Source organism: Pseudomonas brassicacearum (assembly GCF_009601685.2).
Classification (GTDB): Bacteria; Pseudomonadota; Gammaproteobacteria; order Pseudomonadales; family Pseudomonadaceae; genus Aquipseudomonas; species Aquipseudomonas kilonensis_B.
Map to the genome: position 1 here is coordinate 4,601,575 of NZ_CP045701.2, position 23,805 is coordinate 4,625,379.

22 protein-coding genes are annotated in these 23,805 nt (G+C 62.2%); 12 read left to right on the forward strand and 10 right to left on the reverse strand.

Features of this window, described 5'->3' with window-relative positions; all coding sequences use genetic code 11:
• The first annotated feature begins 6 nt into the window (after positions 1-6).
• Genes GFU70_RS19500 through GFU70_RS19515 form a run of 4 tightly spaced genes read left to right on the forward strand, consistent with a single transcriptional unit; the run spans position 7 to position 3,478 of the window.
• On the forward strand, positions 7-936 hold the full coding sequence (locus tag GFU70_RS19500) for a metal ABC transporter solute-binding protein, Zn/Mn family (RefSeq protein WP_058546375.1): 930 nt from the start codon (positions 7-9) through the stop codon (positions 934-936).
• On the forward strand, positions 933-1,685 hold the full coding sequence (locus GFU70_RS19505) for a metal ABC transporter ATP-binding protein (RefSeq protein ID WP_058546376.1): 753 nt from the start codon (positions 933-935) through the stop codon (positions 1,683-1,685). Before GFU70_RS19500 ends, GFU70_RS19505 begins: the two co-directional genes overlap by 4 nt.
• Positions 1,685-2,584, forward strand: coding sequence for a metal ABC transporter permease (locus tag GFU70_RS19510; RefSeq protein ID WP_058546377.1), 900 nt, complete (start codon positions 1,685-1,687; stop codon positions 2,582-2,584). Before GFU70_RS19505 ends, GFU70_RS19510 begins: the two co-directional genes overlap by 1 nt.
• Positions 2,585-3,478: a metal ABC transporter solute-binding protein, Zn/Mn family gene (locus GFU70_RS19515; protein ID WP_153388668.1), complete on the forward strand. Its 894-nt coding sequence runs from the start codon at positions 2,585-2,587 to the stop codon at positions 3,476-3,478. It begins immediately after the preceding gene.
• Between the two features lie 82 nt (positions 3,479-3,560).
• Here the strand turns inward: GFU70_RS19515 and prpF are convergent, their stop codons facing one another.
• The 5 genes from prpF to GFU70_RS19540 all read right to left on the reverse strand — a co-directional run bounded on the left by prpF (position 3,561) and on the right by GFU70_RS19540 (position 10,354).
• The gene (gene prpF, locus GFU70_RS19520) at positions 3,561-4,754 is read right to left on the reverse strand and encodes a 2-methylaconitate cis-trans isomerase PrpF (RefSeq protein WP_116641642.1); all 1,194 of its coding nucleotides are present in this window, start codon (positions 4,752-4,754) and stop codon (positions 3,561-3,563) included.
• Positions 4,755-4,799: 45 nt separating this feature from the next.
• Positions 4,800-7,391: a Fe/S-dependent 2-methylisocitrate dehydratase AcnD gene (gene acnD, locus GFU70_RS19525; RefSeq protein WP_058546380.1), complete on the reverse strand. Its 2,592-nt coding sequence runs from the start codon at positions 7,389-7,391 to the stop codon at positions 4,800-4,802.
• Between the two features lie 135 nt (positions 7,392-7,526).
• Positions 7,527-8,654: a 2-methylcitrate synthase gene (prpC, locus tag GFU70_RS19530; protein WP_058546381.1), complete on the reverse strand. Its 1,128-nt coding sequence runs from the start codon at positions 8,652-8,654 to the stop codon at positions 7,527-7,529.
• A gap of 99 nt (positions 8,655-8,753) precedes the next feature.
• Positions 8,754-9,644 (reverse strand): methylisocitrate lyase, encoded by an 891-nt coding sequence (gene prpB, locus GFU70_RS19535; protein WP_058546382.1) that lies wholly within the window; start codon positions 9,642-9,644, stop codon positions 8,754-8,756.
• A complete protein-coding gene (locus GFU70_RS19540; RefSeq protein WP_003204063.1) occupies positions 9,641-10,354 on the reverse strand; it encodes a GntR family transcriptional regulator in 714 nt (237 codons plus the stop codon). Before GFU70_RS19540 ends, prpB begins: the two co-directional genes overlap by 4 nt.
• Before the next feature lie 280 nt (positions 10,355-10,634).
• Here GFU70_RS19540 and GFU70_RS19545 point away from each other — a divergent pair, with 280 nt between their 5' ends.
• The 4 genes from GFU70_RS19545 (at position 10,635) to pabB (ending at position 15,314) form a co-directional block, all read left to right on the forward strand.
• On the forward strand, positions 10,635-11,171 hold the full coding sequence (locus GFU70_RS19545; protein WP_058546383.1) for an ATP-dependent zinc protease: 537 nt from the start codon (positions 10,635-10,637) through the stop codon (positions 11,169-11,171).
• A 5-nt stretch (positions 11,172-11,176) separates the two neighbouring features.
• On the forward strand, positions 11,177-12,709 hold the full coding sequence (locus GFU70_RS19550) for an inactive transglutaminase family protein (protein WP_058546384.1): 1,533 nt from the start codon (positions 11,177-11,179) through the stop codon (positions 12,707-12,709).
• Positions 12,709-13,695, forward strand: a complete 987-nt coding sequence (locus GFU70_RS19555; protein ID WP_058546385.1) for an alpha-L-glutamate ligase-like protein — start codon at positions 12,709-12,711, stop codon at positions 13,693-13,695. The genes GFU70_RS19550 and GFU70_RS19555 overlap by 1 nt, the downstream gene beginning before the upstream one ends.
• Positions 13,696-13,970: 275 nt before the next feature.
• Positions 13,971-15,314 (forward strand): aminodeoxychorismate synthase component I, encoded by a 1,344-nt coding sequence (gene pabB, locus GFU70_RS19560; RefSeq protein WP_153388669.1) that lies wholly within the window; start codon positions 13,971-13,973, stop codon positions 15,312-15,314.
• Between the two features lie 201 nt (positions 15,315-15,515).
• On the opposite strand, the gene thrH is transcribed toward pabB, so the two are convergent.
• Positions 15,516-16,133 carry a bifunctional phosphoserine phosphatase/homoserine phosphotransferase ThrH gene (gene thrH, locus GFU70_RS19565; protein WP_153388670.1) on the reverse strand — a complete coding sequence of 206 codons (618 nt, stop codon included), beginning with the start codon at positions 16,131-16,133 and terminating at the stop codon, positions 15,516-15,518.
• Positions 16,134-16,307: 174 nt separating this feature from the next.
• Between thrH and GFU70_RS19570 the strand changes: the two genes are divergently transcribed.
• From GFU70_RS19570 to GFU70_RS19580, 3 genes are all read left to right on the forward strand, one after another.
• Positions 16,308-17,051, forward strand: coding sequence for a phosphoadenylyl-sulfate reductase (locus tag GFU70_RS19570; RefSeq protein ID WP_013693959.1), 744 nt, complete (start codon positions 16,308-16,310; stop codon positions 17,049-17,051).
• A gap of 451 nt (positions 17,052-17,502) precedes the next feature.
• The gene (locus tag GFU70_RS19575) at positions 17,503-19,032 is read left to right on the forward strand and encodes an NCS1 family nucleobase:cation symporter-1 (RefSeq protein WP_116641636.1); all 1,530 of its coding nucleotides are present in this window, start codon (positions 17,503-17,505) and stop codon (positions 19,030-19,032) included.
• A gap of 61 nt (positions 19,033-19,093) precedes the next feature.
• Positions 19,094-19,822, forward strand: coding sequence for an aspartate/glutamate racemase family protein (locus GFU70_RS19580; RefSeq protein ID WP_116641635.1), 729 nt, complete (start codon positions 19,094-19,096; stop codon positions 19,820-19,822).
• A gap of 146 nt (positions 19,823-19,968) precedes the next feature.
• Here the strand turns inward: GFU70_RS19580 and GFU70_RS19585 are convergent, their stop codons facing one another.
• A complete protein-coding gene (locus GFU70_RS19585; RefSeq protein ID WP_153388671.1) occupies positions 19,969-20,892 on the reverse strand; it encodes a LysR family transcriptional regulator in 924 nt (307 codons plus the stop codon).
• A 125-nt stretch (positions 20,893-21,017) separates the two neighbouring features.
• Here GFU70_RS19585 and GFU70_RS19590 point away from each other — a divergent pair, with 125 nt between their 5' ends.
• A complete protein-coding gene (locus tag GFU70_RS19590) occupies positions 21,018-21,764 on the forward strand; it encodes a 3-oxoacyl-ACP reductase family protein (RefSeq protein ID WP_153388672.1) in 747 nt (248 codons plus the stop codon).
• 69 nt (positions 21,765-21,833) lie between these two features.
• On the opposite strand, the gene GFU70_RS19595 is transcribed toward GFU70_RS19590, so the two are convergent.
• The 3 genes from GFU70_RS19595 to GFU70_RS19605 form a co-directional block, all read right to left on the reverse strand.
• Positions 21,834-22,529, reverse strand: a complete 696-nt coding sequence (locus tag GFU70_RS19595) for an HAD-IA family hydrolase (RefSeq protein WP_058543727.1) — start codon at positions 22,527-22,529, stop codon at positions 21,834-21,836.
• A gap of 336 nt (positions 22,530-22,865) precedes the next feature.
• Complete coding sequence (locus GFU70_RS19600) at positions 22,866-23,228, reverse strand: hypothetical protein (RefSeq protein ID WP_153388673.1); 363 nt, start codon at positions 23,226-23,228, stop codon at positions 22,866-22,868.
• An 87-nt stretch (positions 23,229-23,315) separates the two neighbouring features.
• Positions 23,316-23,522, reverse strand: coding sequence for a hypothetical protein (locus GFU70_RS19605; RefSeq protein WP_058543729.1), 207 nt, complete (start codon positions 23,520-23,522; stop codon positions 23,316-23,318).
• Between the last annotated feature and the right edge of the window lie 283 nt (positions 23,523-23,805).

Here is a 23,805-nt window from a genome sequence, read left to right on the forward strand (position 1 = left end):
TTGCCCATGCCCATTGCATCCCCACGCCGTCCCTTGTTGCACCTGCTGCTGATCGGCCTGCTGGCCTGCCTGTTCACCTCGCAGGCGTACGCCGAAACAGCCAAGCGCCTGCGCATCGGCATCACCCTGCACCCTTATTACAGCTACGTGGCCAATATCGTCGGCGACAAGGCCGAGGTCGTGCCGCTGATCCCGGCCGGTTTCAATCCCCATGCCTATGAGCCACGGGCCGAAGACATCAAGCGTATCAGCAGTCTCGACGTGATCGTGCTCAACGGCGTGGGCCACGACGATTTCGCCGACCGCATGATCGCCGCCAGCGAAACCCCGAACATGAAAGTGATCGAGGCCAATGAAAACGTGCCCCTGCTGGCCGCCACCGGCACGGCAGCCCGGGGCGCGGGCAAAGTCGTGAACCCGCACACGTTCCTGTCCATCAGCGCTTCCATTGCCCAGGTCAATAACATTGCCCGGGAGTTGGGCAAGCTCGACCCGGACAACGCCAAGGCCTACACCCAGAACGCCCGCGCCTACGGCAAGCGCCTGCGGCAGATGCGCGCCGCCGCCCTGGCGAAGCTGACCCAGGCCCCCAATGCCGAGTTGCGGGTCGCCACGGTGCATGCCGCCTACGACTACCTGTTGCGCGAATTCGGCCTGGAGGTGACCGCCGTGGTCGAGCCGGCCCACGGCATCGAACCGAGCCCCAGCCAGTTGAAGAAAACCATCGACCAACTGCGCGAGCTGGACGTGAAGGTGATCTTCTCGGAGATGGACTTCCCGTCCACCTACGTCGACACCATCCAGCGTGAATCGGGCGTGAAGCTGTACCCGCTCTCGCACATTTCCTACGGCGACTACAGCCCCGAGAAGTACGAAAAGGAAATGGCCGGCAACCTCGACACCGTGGTCCGGGCGATCCAGGAGTCTGGCGCATGACCGTCCAGGAAACCCTCACCCTGCACCGCGTCGGCCCCTTGATTGCGTTCGCCGACGTCAGCCTGAACCTGGGCCGCACCACCATTCTCGACAGCGTGGCATTTCAGGTGGAGCCCGGCAGCATCCATGCCTTGGTGGGCCCCAATGGTGGTGGCAAGAGTTCGCTGATCAAGACCTTGCTCGGACAGATGCCGCACCAGGGACGCTTGAGCCTGCAATGGCCAGGCGAGCCCGGGGTGATCGGCTACGTACCCCAGGCGCTGGAGTTCGACCGGGGCCTGCCCATGACGGTGGAGGATTTCATGGCGGCGATGTGTCAGCGGCGGCCGGCCTTTCTCGGCTTGAGCAAGCACTATGCCGGCGCCATAGAACAGGCCCTGGAGCGGGTCGGCATGCAGGACAAGCGCAAACGGCGCATGGGCGCGCTGTCCGGCGGTGAGCGTCAGCGCGTGTTGCTGGCCCAGGGGCTGATTCCCTCGCCGCAATTGCTGGTGCTGGATGAACCGATGTCGGCCCTGGACGAAGCCGGCATCCAGGTGTTCGAACGGTTGCTGCAGGACTGGCGCCAAGCCGGGATCACCGTGCTGTGGATCGAACATGACCTGGAAGCCGTCGGGCGCCTGGCCGACCGTGTCACCGGCCTGAACCGCCGGGTACTGTTCGACGGTCCGCCCCGCCAGACCCTGACGCCAGAGCGCCTGCTGACGCTGTTTTCCACCCATCCGCGCACGAACGGGAGCGCTGCCTGATGAGCTATGAAGCCTTTCGTCTGATGGTCCAGGGCTGGGCCTCGTCCGGTTACTTGCCCGAAGCGCTGGCCTATGGGTTCGTGGTCAACGCGTTGCTGGCCGGATTGTTGATCGGCCCGGTGCTGGGCGGCCTGGGCACGCTGGTGGTGGTCAAGCGCTTCGCGTTTTTCTCCGAGGCGGTGGGCCATGCGGCGCTGACCGGCGTGGCGGTCGGTATCCTGCTCGGCGAACCCTACACCGGGCCTTACGGCAGCCTGTTCGGCTACTGCCTGCTGTTCGGCATCCTGCTCAATTACCTGCGCAACCGCACCGGCCTGGCGCCCGACACGTTGATCGGCGTCTTCCTGTCGGTGTCCCTGGCCCTGGGCGCCAGCCTGCTGCTGATCCTGGCGGGCAAGATCAACGTGCACATCCTGGAGAACGTACTGTTTGGTTCGGTGCTGACGGTCAATGGCAATGACCTGCTGGTGCTGGCGGTGGTCGGCTCGCTGGTGATGGCCCTGGCCTTGCCGCTATACAACCGCATCATGCTCGCCAGCTTCAACCCACAACTGGCGGCGGTGCGCGGGGTGGCAGTCAAGACCCTGGACTACCTGTTCGTGATCCTGGTGACGCTGATCACCGTGGCAGCAGTGAAAGTCATCGGCGCGATTCTGGTGGGCGCGTTGCTGGTGATCCCGGCTGCCGCGGCGCGCCTGCTCAGCCAATCATTGAAAGGTTTTTTCTGGTGTTCAGTGCTGATTGCCACCGCCAGCACCTTGTGCGGGATTCTCGCGCCCATTGTGTTCGACCTGCCCATCCCGTCCGGCGCCGCAATCATTCTGGTGGCCGGCATCGCCTTCGCCCTGAGCGCCATCGCCCGCGGTGTCGTCCCCAGCCTCAAAGGGAATCTTGGATAAATGGTTTTTTCATTGCGACAACTGACCCTGGCCGTCGCGTTATGCGCCGTGGCCGTCACCTCGTCATCTGCCACCGAAAAGGTCCGTCTGCTGGCATCGTTGCCGGTCACCTACGGATTGGGCGAGGCCTTGCTCAAGGGCACCGAGGTCAGCCTGGAGCGGGCCGCACCCGCCACTCTGCCCGGTACCCGACAGAGTGCCTACTTCAGCGGCCGTGGCGCGCCGGCCTTGAGCAAACTGGCCGGCGATGCTGACGGGGTGATCGGCCTGCGCTCGCTCTGGCCGGACGATCCGCTGTACCCCATGGCGCGACGCAGCAATATCCGCATCGTTGAAGTCGATGCCGCCCGCCCCGTGGACGGTGCCCTGCCTGGTATCGCCGTGCAACCGGGCATCGCCGACGGCCTGGCGAGCCAGCCGTGGATGGCCAGCCATAACCTGGGACGCATGGCCGACGTGATCGCCGCCGACCTGGTGCGCCTGGCCCCGGCGGACAAACCGAAGATCGACTCCAACTTGGCGGCCCTCAAGCAACGCTTGCTCAAACTCAGCGCCGACAGCGAAAAACGCCTCGCCAGCGCCGATAACCTGAGCGTGGTCAGCCTGAGCGAGCATTTCGGCTACCTGGTCAGCGGGCTAAATCTGGACGCAATCAGCACCGATGCCCGGCCCGACGCCGACTGGACAACCGAAGCGCTCAAGCAGTTGAGCGCGACGTTGAAAGACAATGACGTGGCGCTGGTGCTGCACCATCGCCAGCCCTCGGATGCGCTGAAAGCAGCCATTACCGAAGGAGGTAGCCAATTACTGGTGTTGAGCACCGATGGCGCCGACCCGGTGGCGGAGCTGGAAAGCAATGTGGGGCTGGTCGTCACGGCGCTGACGGGAGGCTGACAGTCATCCGCTGTGGGGCCATCACATTTTTGTCGACTGACACACCGCCTTCGCGAGCAAGCTCGCTCCCACAGGGCTCAACTCAGCTCAGGGCTTGCCCTGGCACCCGCACAAACCCTTCCATCAACACCCGCGCGCTGCGGCTCATGATGGCTTTTTTCACGGTCCACTCGCCGTTGACCTGGCTGGCCTCGGCGCCGACGCGCAAGGTGCCGGACGGGTGGCCGAAACGCACGGCATTGCGCTCGATGCCACCGGCCGCGAGGTTGACCAAGGTGCCGGAAATCGCCGCGGCCGTGCCGATGGCCACCGCTGCGGTGCCCATCATGGCGTGATGCAGCTTGCCCATGGACAGCGCCCGTACTAGCAGGTCAACGTCGCCAGCCGCCACGGCTTTGCCGCTGGATGAAAGGTAGTCCGCTGGCGGTGCAACGAACGCCACTTTCGGTGTGTGCTGGCGCTGGGCGGCTTCGTCCAGGTGCTTGATCAAGCCCATGCGCAAGGCCCCGTGGGCGCGGATGGTCTCGAACATGGCCAAGGCCTTGGGATCGCCGTTGATGGCACCCTGCAATTCGGTGCCGGTGTAGCCGACGTCCCGTGCATTGATGAAAATCGTCGGGATCCCGGCGTTGATCAGCGTCGCCTTGAAGGTGCCAACGCCGGGCACTTCCAAGTCGTCCACCAGGTTGCCGGTGGGAAACATCGAGCCACCACCCCCCTCCTCTTCTGCCGCCGGGTCCATGAATTCCAATTGCACTTCAGCCGCCGGAAAGGTCACGCCGTCGAGTTCGAAGTCACCGGTTTCCTGCACCGCGCCGTCGGTGATCGGCACATGGGCGATGATGGTCTTGCCGATGTTGGCTTGCCAGATCCGCACCACGGCCACGCCGTTCTGCGGGATGCGGCCGGCGTCCACCAAACCACTGCTGATCGCGAATGAACCGACCGCCGCCGACAGGTTGCCGCAGTTGCCACTCCAGTCCACGAACGGTTTGTCGATGGACACCTGGCCGAACAGGTAATCGACATCGTGGTCGGCCCGGGTGCTCTTGGACAGGATCACAGTCTTGCTGGTGCTGGACGTCGCGCCGCCCATGCCATCGATCTGCTTCTCGTACGGGTCGGGGCTGCCGATCACCCGTAGCAGCAGCGTATCCCGGGCGGTGCCTGGGACGCGGGCTGCTTCGGGCAAGTCTTGCAAGCTGAAGAACACGCCTTTGCTGGTGCCGCCACGCATGTAGGTGGCGGGTATTCTGATTTGCGGTGCGTGAGCCATGATGCTCCTCAAGCGGACACCCAAGGGGGTGTCCGCAACTGTGATTTAGACGGCATTCGCCGATTCAAGGAAGTCCTGGGCAAAACGCTGCAATACGCCACCGGCCTCGTAGATCGACACTTCCTCAGCGGTATCGAGGCGGCAGGTCACCGGCACCTCGACGCGCTCGCCGTTCTTGCGAGTGATGACCAGGGTCAGCGTCGCACGCGGCGTGCGTTCGCCGATCACGTCATAGACTTCGCTGCCGTCGATGCCCAGGGTCTTGCGATCAGTGCCGGGCTTGAACTCCAGCGGCAACACGCCCATGCCCACCAGGTTGGTGCGGTGGATGCGCTCGAAGCCTTCGGCGGCGATCGCCTCGACACCGGCCAGTCGCACGCCCTTGGCCGCCCAGTCCCGGGACGAACCCTGGCCGTAGTCGGCGCCGGCAATGATGATCAGCGGCTGCTTGCGCTCCATGTAGGTCTCGATGGCTTCCCACATGCGCATGACCTTGCCTTCCGGCTCGACCCGGGCCAGGGAGCCCTGCTTGACCTTGCCGTTTTCCTGGACCATTTCGTTGAACAGTTTCGGGTTGGCGAAGGTGGCGCGCTGCGCGGTCAGGTGGTCGCCGCGGTGGGTCGCGTAGGAGTTGAAGTCTTCCTCCGGCAGGCCCATTTTCGCCAGGTATTCGCCGGCGGCGCTGTCCAGCATGATGGCGTTGGACGGCGACAGGTGATCGGTGGTGATGTTGTCCGGCAGCACCGCCAGCGGGCGCATGCCCTTGAGCGGCCGCGCACCGGCCAGCGCGCCTTCCCAATACGGCGGACGACGGATGTAGGTGCTTTGTGGGCGCCAATCGTACAGCGGCGTCACTTTCGGCCCGGTGTCTTCCTGGATGGCGAACATCGGGATGTACACCTGGCGGAACTGCTCGGGTTTCACCGAGGCCTTGACCACCGCATTGATTTCTTCGTCGCTCGGCCAGATGTCCTTGAGGCGGATTTCCCGACCGTCCACCACACCCAGTACATCCTTCTCGATGTCGAAGCGGATGGTCCCGGCGATGGCATAAGCGACCACCAGCGGTGGCGAGGCAAGGAACGCCTGCTTGGCGTACGGATGGATACGCCCGTCGAAGTTGCGGTTGCCCGACAACACCGCGGTGGCATACAGGTCGCGGTCGATGATTTCCTGTTGGATCACCGGGTCCAACGCGCCAGACATACCGTTGCAGGTGGTGCAGGCGAACGCCACCACGCCGAAGCCCAGCTTCTCGAGTTCGGACGTCAGGCCGGCTTCATCCAGGTACAGCGCCACGGTTTTCGAACCCGGCGCCAGGGACGACTTGACCCACGGTTTGCGGACCAGGCCCAGGCGGTTGGCGTTGCGCGCCAGCAGGCCGGCGGCAATGACGTTGCGAGGGTTGCTGGTATTGGTGCAACTGGTGATGGCGGCGATGATCACCGCACCGTCGGGCATTTGCCCCGGCACATCGTCCCACTGCCCGGAAATGCCTTTGGCGGCCAGGTCCGACACCGCAACCCGGGCGTGCGGGTTGCTCGGACCTGCCATGTTGCGCACCACCGACGACAGGTTGAAGGTCAGGCCACGCTCATATTGCGCGCCTTTGAGATTGTCAGCCCACAAGCCGGCCTGTTTGGCGTAGGTCTCGACCAACCGCACCTGCTCGTCTTCACGACCGGTGAGTTTCAAGTAATCGATGGTTTGCTGGTCGATATAGAACATCGCCGCCGTGGCGCCGTATTCCGGGGCCATGTTGGAAATGGTCGCGCGGTCGCCCAAGGTCAGGGCACTGGCGCCTTCGCCGAAAAACTCCAGCCAGGCACCGACGACTTTTTGCTGGCGCAGGAATTCGGTCAACGCCAGCACCATGTCAGTGGCGGTGATGCCCGGTTGCAGCTTGCCGGTCAGCTCGACGCCGATGATTTCCGGCAGGCGCATCCACGAGGCGCGGCCAAGCATGACGCTTTCGGCCTCCAGGCCACCGACGCCGATGGCGATCACGCCCAGGGCATCGACGTGGGGCGTGTGGCTGTCGGTGCCCACGCAGGTGTCGGGGAACGCCACGCCGTCACGCTGCTGGATCACCGGGGACATTTTTTCCAGGTTGATCTGGTGCATGATCCCGTTGCCCGGCGGAATCACGTCGACGTTCTTGAAGGCTTTCTTGGTCCAGTTGATGAAGTGGAAACGGTCTTCGTTGCGCCGGTCTTCGATGGCGCGGTTCTTGGCGAAGGCCTGAGGGTCGAAACCGGCGCTTTCCACCGCCAGCGAGTGGTCGACGATCAGTTGGGTCGGCACCACCGGGTTGACCTGCGCCGGGTCACCGCCCTGCAAGGCGATGGCGTCGCGCAGGCCTGCCAGGTCCACCAGCGCGGTCTGGCCAAGAATGTCATGGCACACCACGCGGGCCGGGAACCACGGGAAGTCCAGGTCGCGCTTGCGCTCGATCAGTTGCAGCAGCGACTCGCCCAGCGTGGCCGGGTCGCAGCGCCGCACCAGGTTTTCCGCCAGCACGCGAGAGGTGTATGGCAGGCCGTCGTAGGCGCCGGGGCGAATGGCGTCCACGGCCTCACGAACGTCGAAATAATCCAGCGAAGTGCCGGGCAGCGGTTTGCGAAATTCTGTGTTCATCGTCAGGACTCGGGTCACGGTGGTTTCAGAAGGGTGGCGCCGGACTTGAAGCGACCCCGGCCACTGTGGGAGCGAGCTTGCTCGCTCCCACAGGGTTTCGGGGGTATCCAGTTCCTGCGGCTAGAACCCTCCAGCTCAGCGTTGTTCGATTGGCACGAACTTGCGCTGTTCGACGCCGGTGTATTCGGCGCTCGGTCGGATGATGCGGTTGTTGGCGCGTTGTTCGAACACGTGGGCGGCCCAGCCGGTCAGGCGCGAGCAAACGAAGATCGGCGTGAACAGCTTGGTCGGGATGCCCATGAAGTGGTACGCCGAGGCATGGTAGAAATCGGCGTTGGGGAACAGTTTCTTCTGCTCCCACATGGTCTTGTCGATGGCTTCGGAGACCGGGAACAGCACCGTGTCGCCCACTTCATCGGCGAGTTTTTTCGACCAGCCCTTGATCACCTCGTTGCGCGGGTCGTTGTCCTTATAGATCGCGTGGCCGAAGCCCATGATCTTGTCCTTGCGCGCCAGCATGCCGAGGGTGCCTTCGATGGCGTCCTGGGGCGAGCTGAAGCGCTCGATCATTTCCATCGCCGCTTCGTTGGCGCCGCCGTGCAGCGGGCCGCGCAACGAGCCGATGGCGGCCGTGATGCAGGAAAACAGGTCCGACAGCGTGGAGGCGCAAACCCGGGCGGTGAAGGTCGAGGCGTTGAATTCGTGCTCGGCGTAGAGGATCAGCGAAACATTCATCACCTTGACATGCAGCTCGCTCGGCTTCTTGCCGTGCAACAGATGCAGGAAGTGGCCGCCGATGGAGGTTTCGTCCGTCACGCATTCGATGCGCTGGCCTTGGTGGCTGAAGCGATACCAGTAACACATGATTGCCGGGAACGCGGCCAGCAGGCGATCGGTCTTGTCGTGCTGCTCGGAGAAGTCGTTCTCCGGTTCCAGGTTGCCCAGGAACGAGCAGCCGGTGCGCATGACGTCCATCGGGTGGGCTTCGGCGGGAATGCGCTCCAGCACTTCTTTCAAAGCCTGGGGCAAGTCCCGCAAACCGCGCAATTTACTGATGTAGGCGTCCAGCTGTGCCTGGGTCGGCAGCTCGCCGTACAGCAGCAGGTAGGCCACTTCTTCAAATTGCGCATCTGCCGCCAGGTCGCGAACGTCATAGCCGCGATAGGTCAGGCCGGCGCCCGACTGGCCTACGGTGGACAATGCGGTTTGCCCGGCTACCTGGCCACGGAGCCCGGCGCCACTGAGTACTTTTGCTTCGGCCATTTGCTGTCTCCCGTTTTTAGATTTGTAGAGAATGGAGGGAAGAGATCGCAGCCTCGTTGCACTCGACAGCTCCTACGGAACAGCGAGGCTGCGACCTGTTCATTTTTTCGCCGCGAACAACGCATCGAGCTTCTGCTCGAAGGTGTGGTAGTCGATGCGATCGTAAAGCTCCATGCGTGTCTGCATGGTGTCGATGACATTCTGTTGCGTGCCGTCGCGGCGGATCGCGGTGTAGACGTTCTCGGCGGCTTTGTTCATGGCGCGGAACGCCGACAGCGGGTACAGCACCAGGGACACGTCGGCACCGGCCAACTGTTCGGTGGTGTACAGCGGGGTCGCGCCGAATTCGGTGATGTTGGCCAGGATCGGCGCTTTCACGCGGCTGGCGAACAGCTTGTACATTTCAAGCTCGGTGATGGCCTCCGGGAAAATCATGTCGGCACCGGCCTCGATGCAGGCGGCGGCGCGATCCAGGGCCGACTCCAAGCCTTCCACCGCCAGGGCATCGGTACGGGCCATGATCACGAAACTGTCATCGGTGCGAGCATCGACGGCGGCCTTGATGCGGTCGACCATTTCTTGCTGCGAGACAATCTCCTTGTTCGGACGATGGCCGCAACGCTTGGCGCCGACCTGGTCCTCGATGTGGATGGCCGCCGCGCCGAACTTGATCATCGACTTGACCGTACGCGCCACGTTGAACGCCGAGGAACCGAAGCCGGTGTCCACGTCCACCAACAGCGGCAGGTCGCACACATCGGTGATACGGCGCACATCGGTCAGCACGTCATCCAGGCCGGTAATGCCCAGGTCCGGCACGCCGAGGGAGCCGGCGGCCACGCCGCCGCCCGACAGGTAGATCGCCTTGAAACCGGCGCGTTTGGCCAGCAGCGCGTGGTTGGCGTTGATCGTGCCCACCACTTGCAGCGGATGCTCGGTGGCGACCGCCTCGCGGAAACGCTGGCCTGGCGTGCTCTTGCTGGAACTCATGACTCACCTCGTTCAGTGGCGGCGCTGTCCTGGAAATGACGCGCAATGTTGCGTTTGGACGCACCGATGTGCCGGCGCATCAATAATTCAGCCAGTTCGCCGTCACGGTCGGCGATGGCGTCTAGAATCCGATGGTGCTCGGCAAAGGCCTGGCGCGGACGGTTCGGCGTAGTGGAAAACTGGATGCGGTACATGCGCACCAGTTGGTACAGCTCGCCGCACAGCATCTGCGTCAGGGTGCGGTTGCCGCTGCCCTGGATGATCCGGTAATGAAAGTCGAAATCGCCTTCCTGCTGGTAATAACCGACACCGGCCTGGAACGCCGCATCGCGTTCGTGGGTCTCCAGCACCCGGCGCAGCTCGTCGATTTCTTCCAGGGTCATGCGTTCGGCCGCCAGGCGGCAGGCCATGCCTTCGAGGGACTCACGGATTTCGTAGAGTTCCAGCAGCTCGGCGTGGCTCAGCGACACCACCCGGGCACCGACGTGAGGCACCCGCACCAGCAGGCGCTGGCCTTCCAGGCGATGGATCGCCTCGCGCAGCGGTCCGCGGCTGATGCCGTAGGTGCGCGCCAGCTCGGGCTCGGAGATCTTGCTGCCCGGGGCGATCTCGCCTTTGACGATGGCGGCCTGGATACGTCGGAAGACGTTCTCGGAAAGGGTCTCCGAATCGTCTTGGGCCATCACCGGGGTTTCGAGCTGATCGAGCATATTGTCGACACCTTTAAAATCAATACGGCAAAAACTAACCAAAAGAGCCGTTAACGTCAAAACATAAATCGACATTGTCGACAATCGTCTAATAAGCCCAATTGCCATAACCGCTCGTTTGAATGCGTCGTAGCGTCCGGCCAGCGGTGGCGTCAGAAAACCACCGTGCTAGAATGCCGCGCGATTTGCCGCTCTCCTTTTATAGGGAAGGCTGCCCAGGGAGCTTGTGCAGTAATGCCAGGGCCTGAACCGATAAACGGAACGCTGCGCACCAGGATCTATGACACTCAAGCCCTTAACTGCTGTTCTTTACTTCATGTGCCTGCCGGGGCTTGCCGCGGCGGGTGAAAAAACCGTGTACGGCCTCAACGAATACGCCGCCCTGCAGGGCATCGACCTGGAGGTCGCCGCCAAGCTGGACACCGGTGCCAAGACCGCCTCGCTGAGTGCCCGGGACATCAAGCGCTTCAAGCGCAATGGCGAGTCCTGGGTGCGCTTTTACCTGGCCATCGACGCGGCCCACTCGCACCCCATCGAACGTCCGCTGGCCCGGGTCAGCAAGATCAAACGCCGTGCCGGTGACTACGACCCGGAAGAAGGCAAGAAATACACGGCCCGACCGGTCATCGAACTGGATATCTGCATGGGCTCGGCCTTGCGCAGCATCGAAGTGAACCTGACCGACCGCAGCGCCTTCCAATACCCGTTACTGATCGGTTCCGAGGCGCTCAAGCGCTTCGACGCACTGGTCGACCCCAGCCTTAAATACGCCGCCGGCAAACCTGCCTGCGCCAATGCCGCTCATACCGCAGAGTAATCCCAATGCGCTCTCTTACCCTCCATCTGAAAATACTGATCGCCATCCTGGTGGCGTTGGGCCTGTCGGTGACGGCCTATCAGATTTTCGTGCTCGGCATTCCGGTGACCGAAGATGCCACCGACGACTTGTGGAACATCGACGCCAAGGTCGAGTTCGTCGCCAACGCCAAGGATCCGGTGAAGATCCAGATGTTCGTGCCGCCCTTGAGCCGCGACTACGTAAGCCTCAACGAGAGTTTCATTTCCAATAACTACGGCGTGGCAGTGAACCGAGTCGACGGTAACCGCAAGGTGACGTGGTCGGCTCGTCGCGCCAAGGGCAACCAGACCCTTTATTACCGCCTGGTGCTGACCAAGCGCTACAGCGCCGAAAAAACCAAGCTCAAGGGCCCGACCTTCCGCGACAGCATCGCCGTCGAAGGTCCGGAGAAGCTGGCCGCCGAAGCCCTGCTCGCGCCGATCCGCCAGCATTCGGCCGACGTCGAGACGTTCATCAGCGAAACGATCAAGCGGGTCAACAACCTCAACGACGACAACGTCAAGCTGTTGCTGGCCGGCGACCCTTCCTCGGCCAACAAGGCGCGAATCGTCGAACTGGTGCTGTCCATCGCCCACGTGCCAGTGGAAAAGGTCCACACCATCCGCCTGGTGGCTGATCTACCGCAGACACCTGAACTGTGGTTGCGCAGCTTCAACGGCACCGACTGGCTGTATTTCAACCCGGACACCGGCGAGCAGGGCCTGTCTTCCGACCGCCTGCTGTGGTGGACCGGCGATGAAAACCTGGTCACCGTCGATGGTGGCAAGAAAGCCACCGTCACCTTCACCCTGAACAACAGCGAAATGAACGCCATTCGCCTGGCCAAGCTGACAGACGAGAACACCGACGCCAACTTCCTCGAATACTCGCTCTACGGCCTGCCGCTGCAGACCCAGCAAACCTTCATGATCATGGTGATGATCCCGATCGGCGTGCTGGTCATCCTGATACTGCGCAACCTGATCGGCCTGCAAACCCTGGGGACCTTCACCCCGGTACTGATCGCCCTGGCCTTTCGCGAGACCCAACTGGGCTTCGGCATCATCCTGTTCACGGTGATCACCACGCTGGGCCTGTCGCTGCGTTCGTACCTGGAGCACCTCAAGCTGCAGATGCTGCCAAGGCTCTCGGTGGTGCTGACGTTCGTGGTGGTGCTGATCGCCGCCATCAGCCTGTTCAGCCATAAGCTGGGCCTGGAGCGCGGCCTGTCGGTGGCGCTGTTCCCGATGGTGATCCTGACCATGACCATCGAACGCCTGTCCATCACCTGGGAAGAGCGCGGTGCCGGCCATGCGATGAAAGTCGCCATCGGCACGTTGTTCGCCGCGTCCCTGGCGCACCTGATCATGAGCGTGCCGGAGTTGGTGTACTTCGTGTTCACATTCCCGGCGATCCTGCTGATCCTGGTGGGCTTCATGCTGGCCATGGGGCGTTATCGCGGCTACCGCCTGACCGAGCTGGTGCGGTTCAAGGCCTTCCTCAAGGCAGACTCCTGATGTTCGGTTTCTGGAAGACCTGGAAGGCCCTGGAAGCCCGGGGCATCATGGGCATCAATCGGCGTAATGCCGACTACGTGCTCAAGTACAACAAGCGCAGCCTGTACCCCATCGTCGATGACAAGATCCTCACCAAGGAACGGGCCATCGCCGCCGGCATTCATGTGCCGGAGCTGTACGGGGTGATCTCCACCGAAAAGGAAATCGACAAGCTCGACGAGATCATCGGCGGGCGCAGCGACTTCGTGATCAAACCGGCCCAGGGCGCAGGCGGCGACGGCATCATTGTCATCGCCGACCGTTTCGAGGGTCGCTATCGCACGGTGTCCGGCAAGATCATCAGCCATGAGGAAATCGAGCACCATGTCTCCAGCATCCTCACCGGCCTGTACTCCTTGGGTGGGCACCGTGACCGGGCGCTGATCGAGTACCGCGTGACGCCGGACCAGATCTTCAAGAGCATCAGTTACGAAGGCGTACCGGACATCCGCATCATCGTGCTGATGGGCTATCCGGTGATGGCCATGCTGCGGTTGCCGACCCGTCAGTCCGGCGGCAAGGCCAACCTGCACCAAGGCGCCATCGGCGTGGGCGTCGACCTCGCCACCGGCCTGACCCTGCGCGGCACCTGGCTGAACAACATCATCGCCAAACACCCCGACACCACCAACGCGGTGGACGGCGTGCAACTGCCCTACTGGGACGGCTTCATGAAACTGGCCGCCGGTTGCCATGAACTGTGCGGGCTGGGCTACATCGGCGTCGACATGGTGCTGGACCAGGAAAAAGGCCCATTGATCCTGGAGCTGAACGCCCGGCCAGGGCTGAACATCCAGATCGCCAACGACTGCGGCCTGACCCTGCGCACCCACGCGGTGGAAGCCCACCTGGAAGAACTCAAGGCCCGCGGCGTTACCGAAACCGTGGAAGAGCGCGTGGCGTTTGCCCAGGCGTTGTTCGGGCATATTGCGCCGGTTGAGGGTTGAAAATTGAACTTTGCTCCCGCCGGGTTCTGTAGGAGCTGGCGAAGCCTGCGATCTTTTGATCTTGATCTTTGGCTTGCGACTCAACTGCCTGGGACAAGATCGCAGCCTCGCTTCGCTCGATAGCTCCTACGGGCGCAACCCTGCGGGAGCAAGCTCCCTTGCCACAGATATCGTCGATCCTTCCAGACATGCCCATCTCCGACATCCCTCTAGGAGCAAATCCTACAGAAGGATTACAATCGCTCCCCCGCCTGAACGGCTGACCTGCCCCGCCCATGCCAACCTGCTCCGTACACCCGCTACCCTACCGCGCCAACCCTGCCGAGTATTTCGCGGCGATCCGTCATGTCCCCGGCAGCGTGCTGCTCGACAGTGGCCGGCCGAGTGCCGAACGTGGGCGTTATGATCTGCTCAGCGCCTGGCCGCTGGCGCAACTGGCGGTGCTGCCGGACGAGAGCGGTGCAGATTTCCTGCGACGCCTGCGCATCCAACTGACACGGCTGGGGCACGCCGTACTGCCTACCACGGTGCAATTGCCCTTTGCCGGCGGCCTGATCGGCTACTTGAGCTATGACTTCGGCCGACACCTCGAAACCTTGCCATCCCACGCCAAGGACGACCTGCAACTGCCCGACGCGCGTTTTGGCGTGTACGACTGGGCGCTGGTCAGCGATCACCAGGCCGGCACCAGCCAATTGGTCTTCCACCCCCATTGCGGCGAAGGCGAACGCCAGCGCCTGATCGCCCTGTTCAGCCAGCCGACTGCGGCCTCCGTTGGCGCCTTCAGCCTCGAAGGAGCGATGATCCCCGACCTCAGCGCCGAAACCTATCGACAGGCCTTCGAGCGTATCCAGGCGTATATCCAGGCGGGTGACTGCTACCAGGTCAATTTTGCCCAGCGCTTTCGCGCGCCCTGCCAGGGCGATGCCTGGGCCGCTTACCAGGCGCTGCGGGCGGCGTGCCCGACGCCGTTTTCCGGTTTCCAGAGCCTGCCCGATGGCGGCGCGGTGCTGAGCCTGTCGCCCGAACGCTTCGTCAAGGTCAGCGAAGGCCATGTGGAAACCCGGCCGATCAAGGGCACCCGGCCCCGCGGAGCAACGCCCCGCGAAGACGCAGCCCAAGCCGCCGAGCTGCTGGCCAGCCCCAAGGACCGGGCGGAAAACCTGATGATTGTCGACCTGCTGCGCAACGACCTGGGCCGCACCTGCCGCATTGGCTCGGTGCGGGTGCCGGAGTTGTTCAGCCTGGAAAGCTACCCGAACGTGCATCACCTGGTCAGCAGCGTGACCGGCGAGTTGGCCGACGACAAGGACGCCTTGGACCTGATCGCCGGCAGCTTCCCCGGTGGCTCGATCACCGGCGCCCCGAAAATCCGCGCCATGCAGATCATCGACGAACTCGAACCGACCCGACGCGGCCTGTATTGCGGCTCGTTGCTGTACCTGGACGTGCGCGGGGAAATGGACAGCTCCATCGCCATCCGTAGCCTGCTGGTCAAGGATGGGCAAGTGTGCTGCTGGGGCGGCGGCGGGATTGTCGCGGATTCGGACTGGGAGGCCGAGTATCAGGAGTCGATTACCAAGGTGAAGGTGTTGCTCGAAACCTTGCAGAACCTTTAAAGCATCGCGGGCAAGCCTTGCTCCCACAGGCTGCGTGCCATCCCCCTGTGGGAACAAGGCTGAGCAGCCTCGCACACAGGATTGCTTCATACCCCTGTGGGAGCAAGGCTTGCCCGCGATGACGTCGTGTCAGTCACCCTCAATGCTGGCTGAAACACCGCTTTCGCGAGCAAGCCCGCTCCCACAGGTCTTGCGACAGTCTTACAGGCTCAGGCTACGATTCGAAGCCTTGAGAAACTCCTGCTTCAACTCGGCAAAGCTGTGCACCGCCGGGAATTGCGGGAATTCGCTGATCACGTTTTCAGGCGCATGGAACAGAATCCCGGCATCGGCTTCGCCCAGCATCGTGGTGTCGTTGTAGGAATCTCCCGCGGCAATCACCCGGTAGTAAAGGCTCTTGAAAGACAGGACCGACTGGCGCTTGGGATCTTTCTGACGCAACTGGTAGCCGGTCACCCGCCCGCTGTCATCGGTAATCAGTCGATGGCAGAGCAACGTCGGGAAGCCCAACTGGCGCATCAACGGCTGGGAAAATTCGTAGAACGTGTCGGAAAGAATCACCACCTGGAAGCGTTCGCGCAGCCAATCGACGAAGTCGATGGCGCCGTCCAGCGGCTTGAGGGTGGAGATGACTTCCTGGATGTCGGAGAGCTTGAGGCCGTGCTCGTCGAGAATGCGCAACCGTTGCTTCATCAGCACGTCGTAGTCGGGAATGTCCCGAGTGGTTGCCCTGAGGGCGTCAATCCCGGTTTTTTCAGCGAAGGCGATCCAGATCTCCGGGACCAGTACACCTTCCAGGTCGAGACAGGCAATTTCCACAAGACACTCCCATTTTCTTTGATGTTTATTGGTTGAGCGAACAAAAGGCTTGCCGACTCTAGCCATTCGTCGAAGCCTGCGCAACGCACAGGAACGCGCCAGCCCCGACAGCTTTTGCTACCATCAGCCCCATATAGAGCGCCCAGCGCCACCGACCTGTAGGAAACCGCCCTGATGAGCCCATCGTTTGACGTCGTGGAACTCGCCACGACCTATGCCAACAAGTCCCCGCAGGACATCCTCAAACTGGCCTTCGCCGAATTCGGCGACGAGCTGTGGATATCTTTCAGCGGCGCCGAAGACGTGGTGCTGGTGGACATGGCCTGGAAACTGAACAAGAACGTCAAGGTGTTCAGCCTCGACACTGGCCGCTTGCACCCGGAAACCTATCGTTTCATCGACCAGGTGCGCGAGCACTACAAGATCGACATCGAACTGGTGTCGCCGGACTACACGAAACTTGAACCCTTCGTGAAGGAAAAAGGCCTGTTCAGCTTCTACAAGGACGGACACGGCGAGTGCTGCGGCATCCGCAAGATCGAACCGTTGCGGCGCAAACTGACCGATGTCCGCGCCTGGGCCACCGGCCAGCGCCGAGACCAGAGCCCCGGCACCCGCAGCCAGGTGGCGGTGTTGGAAATCGACACGGCGTTTTCCACCCCGGAGCGCACCTTGTACAAGTTCAACCCGCTGTCGCAGATGACCAGCGAAGAAGTCTGGGGCTATATCCGCATGCTGGAACTGCCTTACAACAGCCTGCATGAGCGTGGGTTCATCAGCATCGGCTGCGAGCCCTGCACCCGCCCGGTGCTGCCAAACCAGCACGAGCGTGAAGGCCGTTGGTGGTGGGAAGAAGCCACGCAGAAAGAATGCGGGCTGCACGCCGGGAACATCATCGCCAAATCCAAGACCGTCTAAGCGTTCGCCGAACCCTGTACACAAAAATGTCACTACAAGTGGCATTTTTGTGTGCACTTACTACATTACCGCCCCCGAAGGTTACACACACCTCCCGCCTCGCCTGCCCTCCCAACCCTGTTGGCGTTCGCCAAAAAATAAATACCTGTTTAAACGGTCAGTTTTAAATCACGGTATTTCAGTTACTTATTCAAACATCATAACGAAACGAAATTAGCACTTCTTCGGATAGATTCGTAAGTGGCATAAATCTGGCTTGAGTCGACACGTGTTTTGTATACAACTTATATAAAACATACACACACTTTAGATCCGCAAGCCTGAAGCGCCCTATCCCGTACAGGCTGCAGATGCCCCGTAATCAGTGATGCTCGCCCGCCGCGACGAAGATTTGTCGAGCCCCGCGCTCATGCACAGTCATCGCTGCGCCGAGAATCAGGAGCCTGCCGGAATGCGTACAAGTCTCTCCAATAACATCGCGCTGGATCTGCCCTCCACCACCACGGCCCTCGACGACAACACCGCCGCGCCCCTGGCCCTGAGCCCGAGGCTGCACAATAAAGACCTGGCACCGACCAAGGCCGAAGGTCGACGCTGGGGTCGCTACAGCATCTTTGCCCTGTGGACCAACGACGTGCACAACATCGCCAACTACTCCTTCGCCATCGGCCTGTATGCGCTAGGCCTGGGTGGCTGGCAGATCTTGCTGTCCCTGGGGATTGGCGCGGCGCTGGTGTATGGCTTCATGAACCTGTCCGGCTACATGGGCCAGAAAACCGGGGTGCCGTTCCCGGTGATCAGCCGGATCAGCTTCGGGATTCATGGCGCGCAGATTCCGGCCTTGATCAGGGCGGTCATCGCCATTGCCTGGTTCGGTATCCAGACCTACCTGGCCTCGGTGGTGTTGCGCGTGTTGCTGGTGGCGATCCACCCGGGTTTTGCCGATTACGACCACGACTCGATCCTCGGCCTGTCGAGCCTGGGCTGGGTGTGCTTCGTGGCGATCTGGTTCGTGCAACTGGTGATCCTGGCCTACGGCATGGAGATGGTGCGCCGCTATGAAGGCTTTGCCGGGCCGGTGATCCTGGTGACTGTCGCGGCCCTGGCCGGTTGGATGTACACCCAGGCCGACGCCACCATTGCCTGGTCGATCCGCGAACCGCTGACCGGTGGCGAGATGTGGCGCAATATCTTTGCCGGTGGCGCGCTGTGGCTGTCGATCTACGGCACGCTGATCCTCAATTTCTGCGACTTCGCCCGCTCCTCGCCGTGCCGCCGGACCATCGTCGTCGGCAATTTCTGGGGCCTGCCGGTGAACATCCTGGTGTTTGCCGGGATCACCATCCTGCTCTGCGGTGCGCAGTTCCAGATCAATGGGCAAATCATTGAAAGCCCGACCCAGGTGATTGCCTCGATCCCCAACACCTTCTTCCTCGTATTGGGCTGCCTGGCCTTCCTGATCGTCACCGTGGCGGTGAACATCATGGCCAACTTCGTCGCCCCGGCCTTTGTGCTCAGCAACCTGGCGCCCAAGTACCTGACCTTCCGCCGCGCCGGGCTGATCAGCGCCGCCATTGCCGTGCTGATCCTGCCGTGGAACCTCTACAACAGCCCCCTGGTGATCGTGTATTTCCTGTCCGGCCTCGGCGCCCTGCTCGGGCCGCTGTACGGGGTAATCATGGTCGACTACTGGCTGCTGCGAAAAGGCCGCATCAACGTGCCGCAACTGTATAGCGAGGACCCAAACGGTGCGTATTTCTACAGCAATGGGGTCAACCTGCGCGCGGTGGCGGCGTTCATTCCGGCAGCGCTGATCGCGATTGTCCTGGCGCTGGTGCCTGGTTTTGACAGTGTTTCACCGTTCTCCTGGCTGATTGGCGCTTCAATTGCAGGGCTGCTGTACCTGATCATCGCCAAACGCCAGCCGTACTACGAGGACGTCAGCGGCGAATCCATCGCGGTGGATAACGTCAGTCATTGATCGCTCAAGGCGGCCCGCCAGGTTCGGGCCGCTTACTTTTGTGTGTTAAGGAGGACAATTCATGCGAATTCTCGTGGTCAACGTCAACACCACTGAATCCATCACCCAGGCTATCGCCCGACAGGCCCAGGCCGTCGCCGCGCCGGGCACCGAGATCGTCGGGCTCACGCCGCATTTCGGTGCCGACTCCATCGAGGGCAATTTTGAAAGCTACCTGGCGGCCATCGCGGTGATGGACCGGGTGATGTCCTACGACCAGCCGTTCGACGCGGTGATCCAGGCCGGCTATGGCGAACACGGTCGTGAAGGCCTGCAGGAGCTGCTCAACGTGCCGGTGGTGGACATCACCGACGCCGGCGCCAGCACCGCCATGTTCCTCGGCCACGCTTATTCGGTGGTCACCACCCTGGACCGCACCGTGCCGCTGATCGAAGACCGGCTCAAGCTGTCCGGCCTGTTCGACCGCTGCGCCTCGGTACGGGCCAGTGGTTTGGCGGTGCTGGAACTGGAGCAGGATCCGCAACGGGCCCTTGAAGCCATCGTCCAACAGGCCGAACTGGCAGTCAGCCAGGACAAGGCCGAAGTGATCTGCCTGGGCTGCGGCGGCATGGCCGGGCTCGACGAGCAGATCCGCCAGCGCACCGGCGTGCCGGTGGTCGATGGGGTGACGGCGGCGGTGACCATTGCCGAAGCGCTGGTGCGGCTGGGGTTGTCGACGTCGAAAGTGCGCACCTACGCGACGCCTCGACCCAAGACCATCATTGGCTGGCCGGGGCGGTTTGGGCGGTGAGTTCACGGCTTTAGACCGCAGCGCGCCCTTCGCGAGCAAGCCCGCTCCCACATTGAATAGTGCTAGTCACGAGGTTTGTGTACGACACCGATCTACTGTGGGAGCGGGCTTGCTCGCGAAGGGCTCGCCTCGGTCCGAAGCCCAGCTCAAACCGCACTGAACCGCCGCGCCAACCCCTGCTCGGCAAACTGCTCGATGATGAAATCCACAAACGCCCGGGTCTTGCCCGGCAACAGTTTATGTTCGGCGTAGTAGATGGAGATGTTGCCATCGTCGACATACCAGTCCGGCAGCACCCGCTGCAGTGCTCCGGATTCCAGGAAGGGCACGGCGATCGGCATGCTCACCAGGCCGATGCCAAGCCCTTGGGCGGCGGCCGCGCAGTCGGCTTCCGAATCGCTCATGGTCATGCGCGTCTTGAGCGTCAGCGGGCTGTGTTCCCGATTGCGGCTGGTCAGTTGCCAGGAACGGACCCGCCCGGTTTGTGGTGAACGAATCAGGATGCCTTGGTGCTGTGCCAGATCTTCCGGCTCTGTCACCGCGGCATGGGTTTGCAGGTAGTCGGTTGAGGCAACCAGCACCCGATGAGCCACCGTCAATTTGCGCGCCACCACCCCCTGGGGCAACTCGAAACCGCCGCCGATGGCGGCATCGAAGCCCTGGCCAATCAGGTCCACCTGGCGATTATCAAAATGCCAGTCCGGGTTGATCGCCGGGTAGCGTCGCAGAAACTCCCCCAGCAACGGCACGACAAACAATCGACCGAACGCCGTGCCCATGCTCACCTTCAGCGTCCCTGCCGGTTGCCCACCGGCGCTGGCCAGGTTGGCGACGGCATTCTGGATGGTGTTGAAACTGCTGCCGACTTCCCCCAGGAACAACTGGCCGGCTTCGGTCAGCCTCAGGCTGCGGGTGCTACGCTGGAACAGGCGTACGCCCATTCGCGCCTCCAGCTTGGCGACGCTTTTTCCCACCGCGGCCGGGGTTACGCTCAAATGTCGCGCCGCCTCGGCAAAGCTGCCCACTTCGGCGCTGCGCACGAAGCATTCGATACTGTTGAAGGTCTCCATGAGCCTCACTCTAAACTTTTGGTTTAGACAGACTATAGCAATGGCGGTCTACACAGCCCACCGCACCTTCTTGATACTCGCTCCATCACCGCGGCATCTCGCCCCGGCACTTTTTGGAGATCATCATGAGTAACCAAGCACTGAACGGTAAAGTCGCCTTGATCCAGGGCGGTTCTCGCGGCATTGGCGCCGCCATCGTCAAACGCCTGGCAGCAGAAGGCGCCGCCGTGGCCTTCACCTACGTCAGCTCTGGCGCAAAATCCGAAGAACTGCAGAACAGCATCACCGCTGCAGGCGGCAAGGCCCTGGCGATCAAGGCGGACAGCGCCGACGCCGAGGCCATCCGTAACGCCGTCGCGGCCACCGTCGAGGCCTTCGGCCGGCTGGACATCCTGGTCAACAATGCTGGCGTGCTGGCGATGGGGCCGCTGGATGAATTCAAACTCGAAGATTTCGACCAGACCCTGGCCATCAACGTGCGCAGCGTGTTCATCGCCACCCAGGCCGCTGCGCGGCACATGGGCGAAGGGGGCCGGATCATCAACATCGGCAGCACCAACGCCGACCGCATGCCCTTCGCCGGCGGCGCCACATACGCCATGAGCAAATCCGCGCTGGTGGGCCTGACCAAAGGCCTGGCCCGTGACCTCGGGCCACGCGGGATCACCGTCAACAACGTGCAGCCCGGCCCGGTGGACACCGACATGAACCCGGCCGACAGCGACTTCGCCTCCAGCCTGCTGTCGCTGATGGCTGTCGGGCGCTACGGCAACGTCGATGAAATCGCCAGCTTCGTCGCTTACCTGGCAGGGCCGGAAGCCGGTTACATCACTGGTGCCAGCCTGACCATCGACGGTGGTTTCGGCGCCTGATCCGAGCATGAAAAAACGCCGGTCATGGCATTAACCATGACCGGCGTTTTGCTGTGTAGCGCGACAGTGTCAGGCCCACTCCAACTCCGGCAGACCGCAAAGGCTGGGCTGGAACATTTTCAAGGAACGGATGATTCCGTCGGCGTGGGCATATTTTTCATCCGCCATGGCCGAATCCGGAATGGCAATGGCGGTCATGCCGGCGGCTTTGGCGGCCGTCACGCCGAACGGCGAATCCTCGAACACCAGGCAATCGCGCGGATCGATACCCAGGCGCCGGGCAGCCGTGAGGAAAATATCCGGCGCCGGTTTTGCCGCGCCGACCTCAGGGTCATCCGCCGTCACGATGAAGTCGAACAGTGCGAACCAGTCCCGGTGCAAGGTGGTTTTCAGTGCAAACGTAGGGCTCGACGAACTGGTGCCCACCGCAATCGGAACGTTGTGGGCTTTCAAATGCCGCACCAGTTCCTCGGCACCGGGCATCCCCAAGGCGTGAGGAAAGCGCTCACGCATCAAGGGCTCGCGGATGACCAGGAACTCTTCGGGGGTGATCGGCAACTCCAGTGCCTGGACGACATAATTGGCCAGGTCCGTGGCCCCGCGCCCGATGATGTTCTGCTTGACGCTCCAATCGAAGGTGCGCCCGTAGCGTTCGGCGATGATGGAGGTAACCTCGGTGTAGATCCCCTCGGTGTCCAGCAACAGCCCATCCATGTCGAAAATCACAGCCTTGATCGGGCCAAACTCTTTCAGCGGTGCATTCATCGCATCTGATCCGTTATCAACACAACATTCCAGGGATGGCTCAGGTGCGGCCAGGGCGGCCTGTTCGCCTTAAAGGATTCAGCAGGATAACCAAGGGGGCTTGGAGGCGGCAATGGGAAATCTATGGACGGGGTCCGTGGCGAGGGAGCTTGTTCCCGCTCGGTTGCGTCGTAGGAGCTGTCGAGTGCAACGAGGCTGCGATCTTTCCCCAGACACTTGAATCTCAAGCGAAAGATCAAAAGATCGCAGCCTCCGGCAGCTCCTACAGAGCGCAACCGAGCGGGAGCAAGCGCCCTCGTCACAAAAGCAGATCGGTGCCGGATGATGGTGGGACGGCTATTGGCCCGAGCTGCCAGAGCCCGAACCACTGCCGCCGCCGTCGCTGGTACCGGTTCCTCCGTTGGTCCCTCCGCCGGCGTCGGCACCGCCCATCGTGCTGCCACCACTCATCGAACCGCTGCCCGTACCGGGGCTGGTGCTGCTGCCGCTGGCATCGCCGCCGTTCCCGCCGCTCACGGAGCCTGGGGGCAAGGCGTTACCGTTGGCACCGGAACTAGAGCCGGCCTCCATTTCTGTGGAAGGTGGCATCCCGCCCTTGTCCACGGGGGGCGTACCACCCGAAGAATCTGCCAAGGCAGCCAGCGAGCCGAGCGAAAGAATCCCGGCGAGTGTCAGCGCGGTCATGTTGGACTTCATCATGGTGAGTCTCCTTTTCAAGATACTTACCTGATGTGTGGCACGCGTGGCGGGACGATGGTGCCGCTGAATCGACAGGCGGGCCTGGTGTCAGCTCGGTTTGCCGGAGGCATCCTCACCGGCAATGTCCGGATCATCCGGGGTCGCCTCGACATCCTCATCGTCGCTGGGGACCTGCTCCACGCCGGCATCGTCATCGGGTGGACGTTGGTCGCGGCTCAGGGAATTGGTGGGCGAAGGCAGCGGGTATTCCGGGGTTTCATCCTCCTCGATCAAGGGAACCTGGGCGTCATCCATCAGGGAACCGGGGTCTTCATTGCCCGGGTCATTGACGACAGGCGTGCCCGAGGAGTCGTTCTCGTCCTTGTCTTGCGTTTGCGGCGTCATGGTACACCTCGCAATTGTTGATGGATGTATGAGTTCGAAGCGGGGGGGTGGCAATCGTTCCGGAGATTTTGATTTGCCGTTTTTTTGGGGGGGTCAGGTTGGAGTGTATATCCGTTTTTTCGGTAATGGATATACACACCAAAGCAAGTAAATACCGAGCCTTCTCAAAAAAAACGGCGCTTCCCATTTCTGA

Coding starts and splice junctions, on each gene's coding strand:
- GFU70_RS19510 (WP_058546377.1), top strand. CDS start 1,685: ATGAGCTATGAAGCCTTTCGTCTGATGGTCCAGGGCTGGGCCTCGTCC.
- prpB (WP_058546382.1), bottom strand. CDS start 9,644: ATGAGTTCCAGCAAGAGCACGCCAGGCCAGCGTTTCCGCGAGGCGGTC.
- GFU70_RS19585 (WP_153388671.1), bottom strand. CDS start 20,892: ATGGAGACCTTCAACAGTATCGAATGCTTCGTGCGCAGCGCCGAAGTG.
- GFU70_RS19555 (WP_058546385.1), top strand. CDS start 12,709: ATGTTCGGTTTCTGGAAGACCTGGAAGGCCCTGGAAGCCCGGGGCATC.
- GFU70_RS19540 (WP_003204063.1), bottom strand. CDS start 10,354: ATGCTCGATCAGCTCGAAACCCCGGTGATGGCCCAAGACGATTCGGAG.
- GFU70_RS19505 (WP_058546376.1), top strand. CDS start 933: ATGACCGTCCAGGAAACCCTCACCCTGCACCGCGTCGGCCCCTTGATT.
- prpF (WP_116641642.1), bottom strand. CDS start 4,754: ATGGCTCACGCACCGCAAATCAGAATACCCGCCACCTACATGCGTGGC.
- GFU70_RS19600 (WP_153388673.1), bottom strand. CDS start 23,228: ATGATGAAGTCCAACATGACCGCGCTGACACTCGCCGGGATTCTTTCG.
- GFU70_RS19515 (WP_153388668.1), top strand. CDS start 2,585: ATGGTTTTTTCATTGCGACAACTGACCCTGGCCGTCGCGTTATGCGCC.
- pabB (WP_153388669.1), top strand. CDS start 13,971: ATGCCAACCTGCTCCGTACACCCGCTACCCTACCGCGCCAACCCTGCC.
- acnD (WP_058546380.1), bottom strand. CDS start 7,391: ATGAACACAGAATTTCGCAAACCGCTGCCCGGCACTTCGCTGGATTAT.
- GFU70_RS19605 (WP_058543729.1), bottom strand. CDS start 23,522: ATGGATGACGCCCAGGTTCCCTTGATCGAGGAGGATGAAACCCCGGAA.
- GFU70_RS19500 (WP_058546375.1), top strand. CDS start 7: ATGCCCATTGCATCCCCACGCCGTCCCTTGTTGCACCTGCTGCTGATC.
- GFU70_RS19580 (WP_116641635.1), top strand. CDS start 19,094: ATGCGAATTCTCGTGGTCAACGTCAACACCACTGAATCCATCACCCAG.
- GFU70_RS19570 (WP_013693959.1), top strand. CDS start 16,308: ATGAGCCCATCGTTTGACGTCGTGGAACTCGCCACGACCTATGCCAAC.
- GFU70_RS19575 (WP_116641636.1), top strand. CDS start 17,503: ATGCGTACAAGTCTCTCCAATAACATCGCGCTGGATCTGCCCTCCACC.
- GFU70_RS19545 (WP_058546383.1), top strand. CDS start 10,635: ATGACACTCAAGCCCTTAACTGCTGTTCTTTACTTCATGTGCCTGCCG.
- GFU70_RS19595 (WP_058543727.1), bottom strand. CDS start 22,529: ATGAATGCACCGCTGAAAGAGTTTGGCCCGATCAAGGCTGTGATTTTC.
- GFU70_RS19550 (WP_058546384.1), top strand. CDS start 11,177: ATGCGCTCTCTTACCCTCCATCTGAAAATACTGATCGCCATCCTGGTG.
- GFU70_RS19590 (WP_153388672.1), top strand. CDS start 21,018: ATGAGTAACCAAGCACTGAACGGTAAAGTCGCCTTGATCCAGGGCGGT.
- prpC (WP_058546381.1), bottom strand. CDS start 8,654: ATGGCCGAAGCAAAAGTACTCAGTGGCGCCGGGCTCCGTGGCCAGGTA.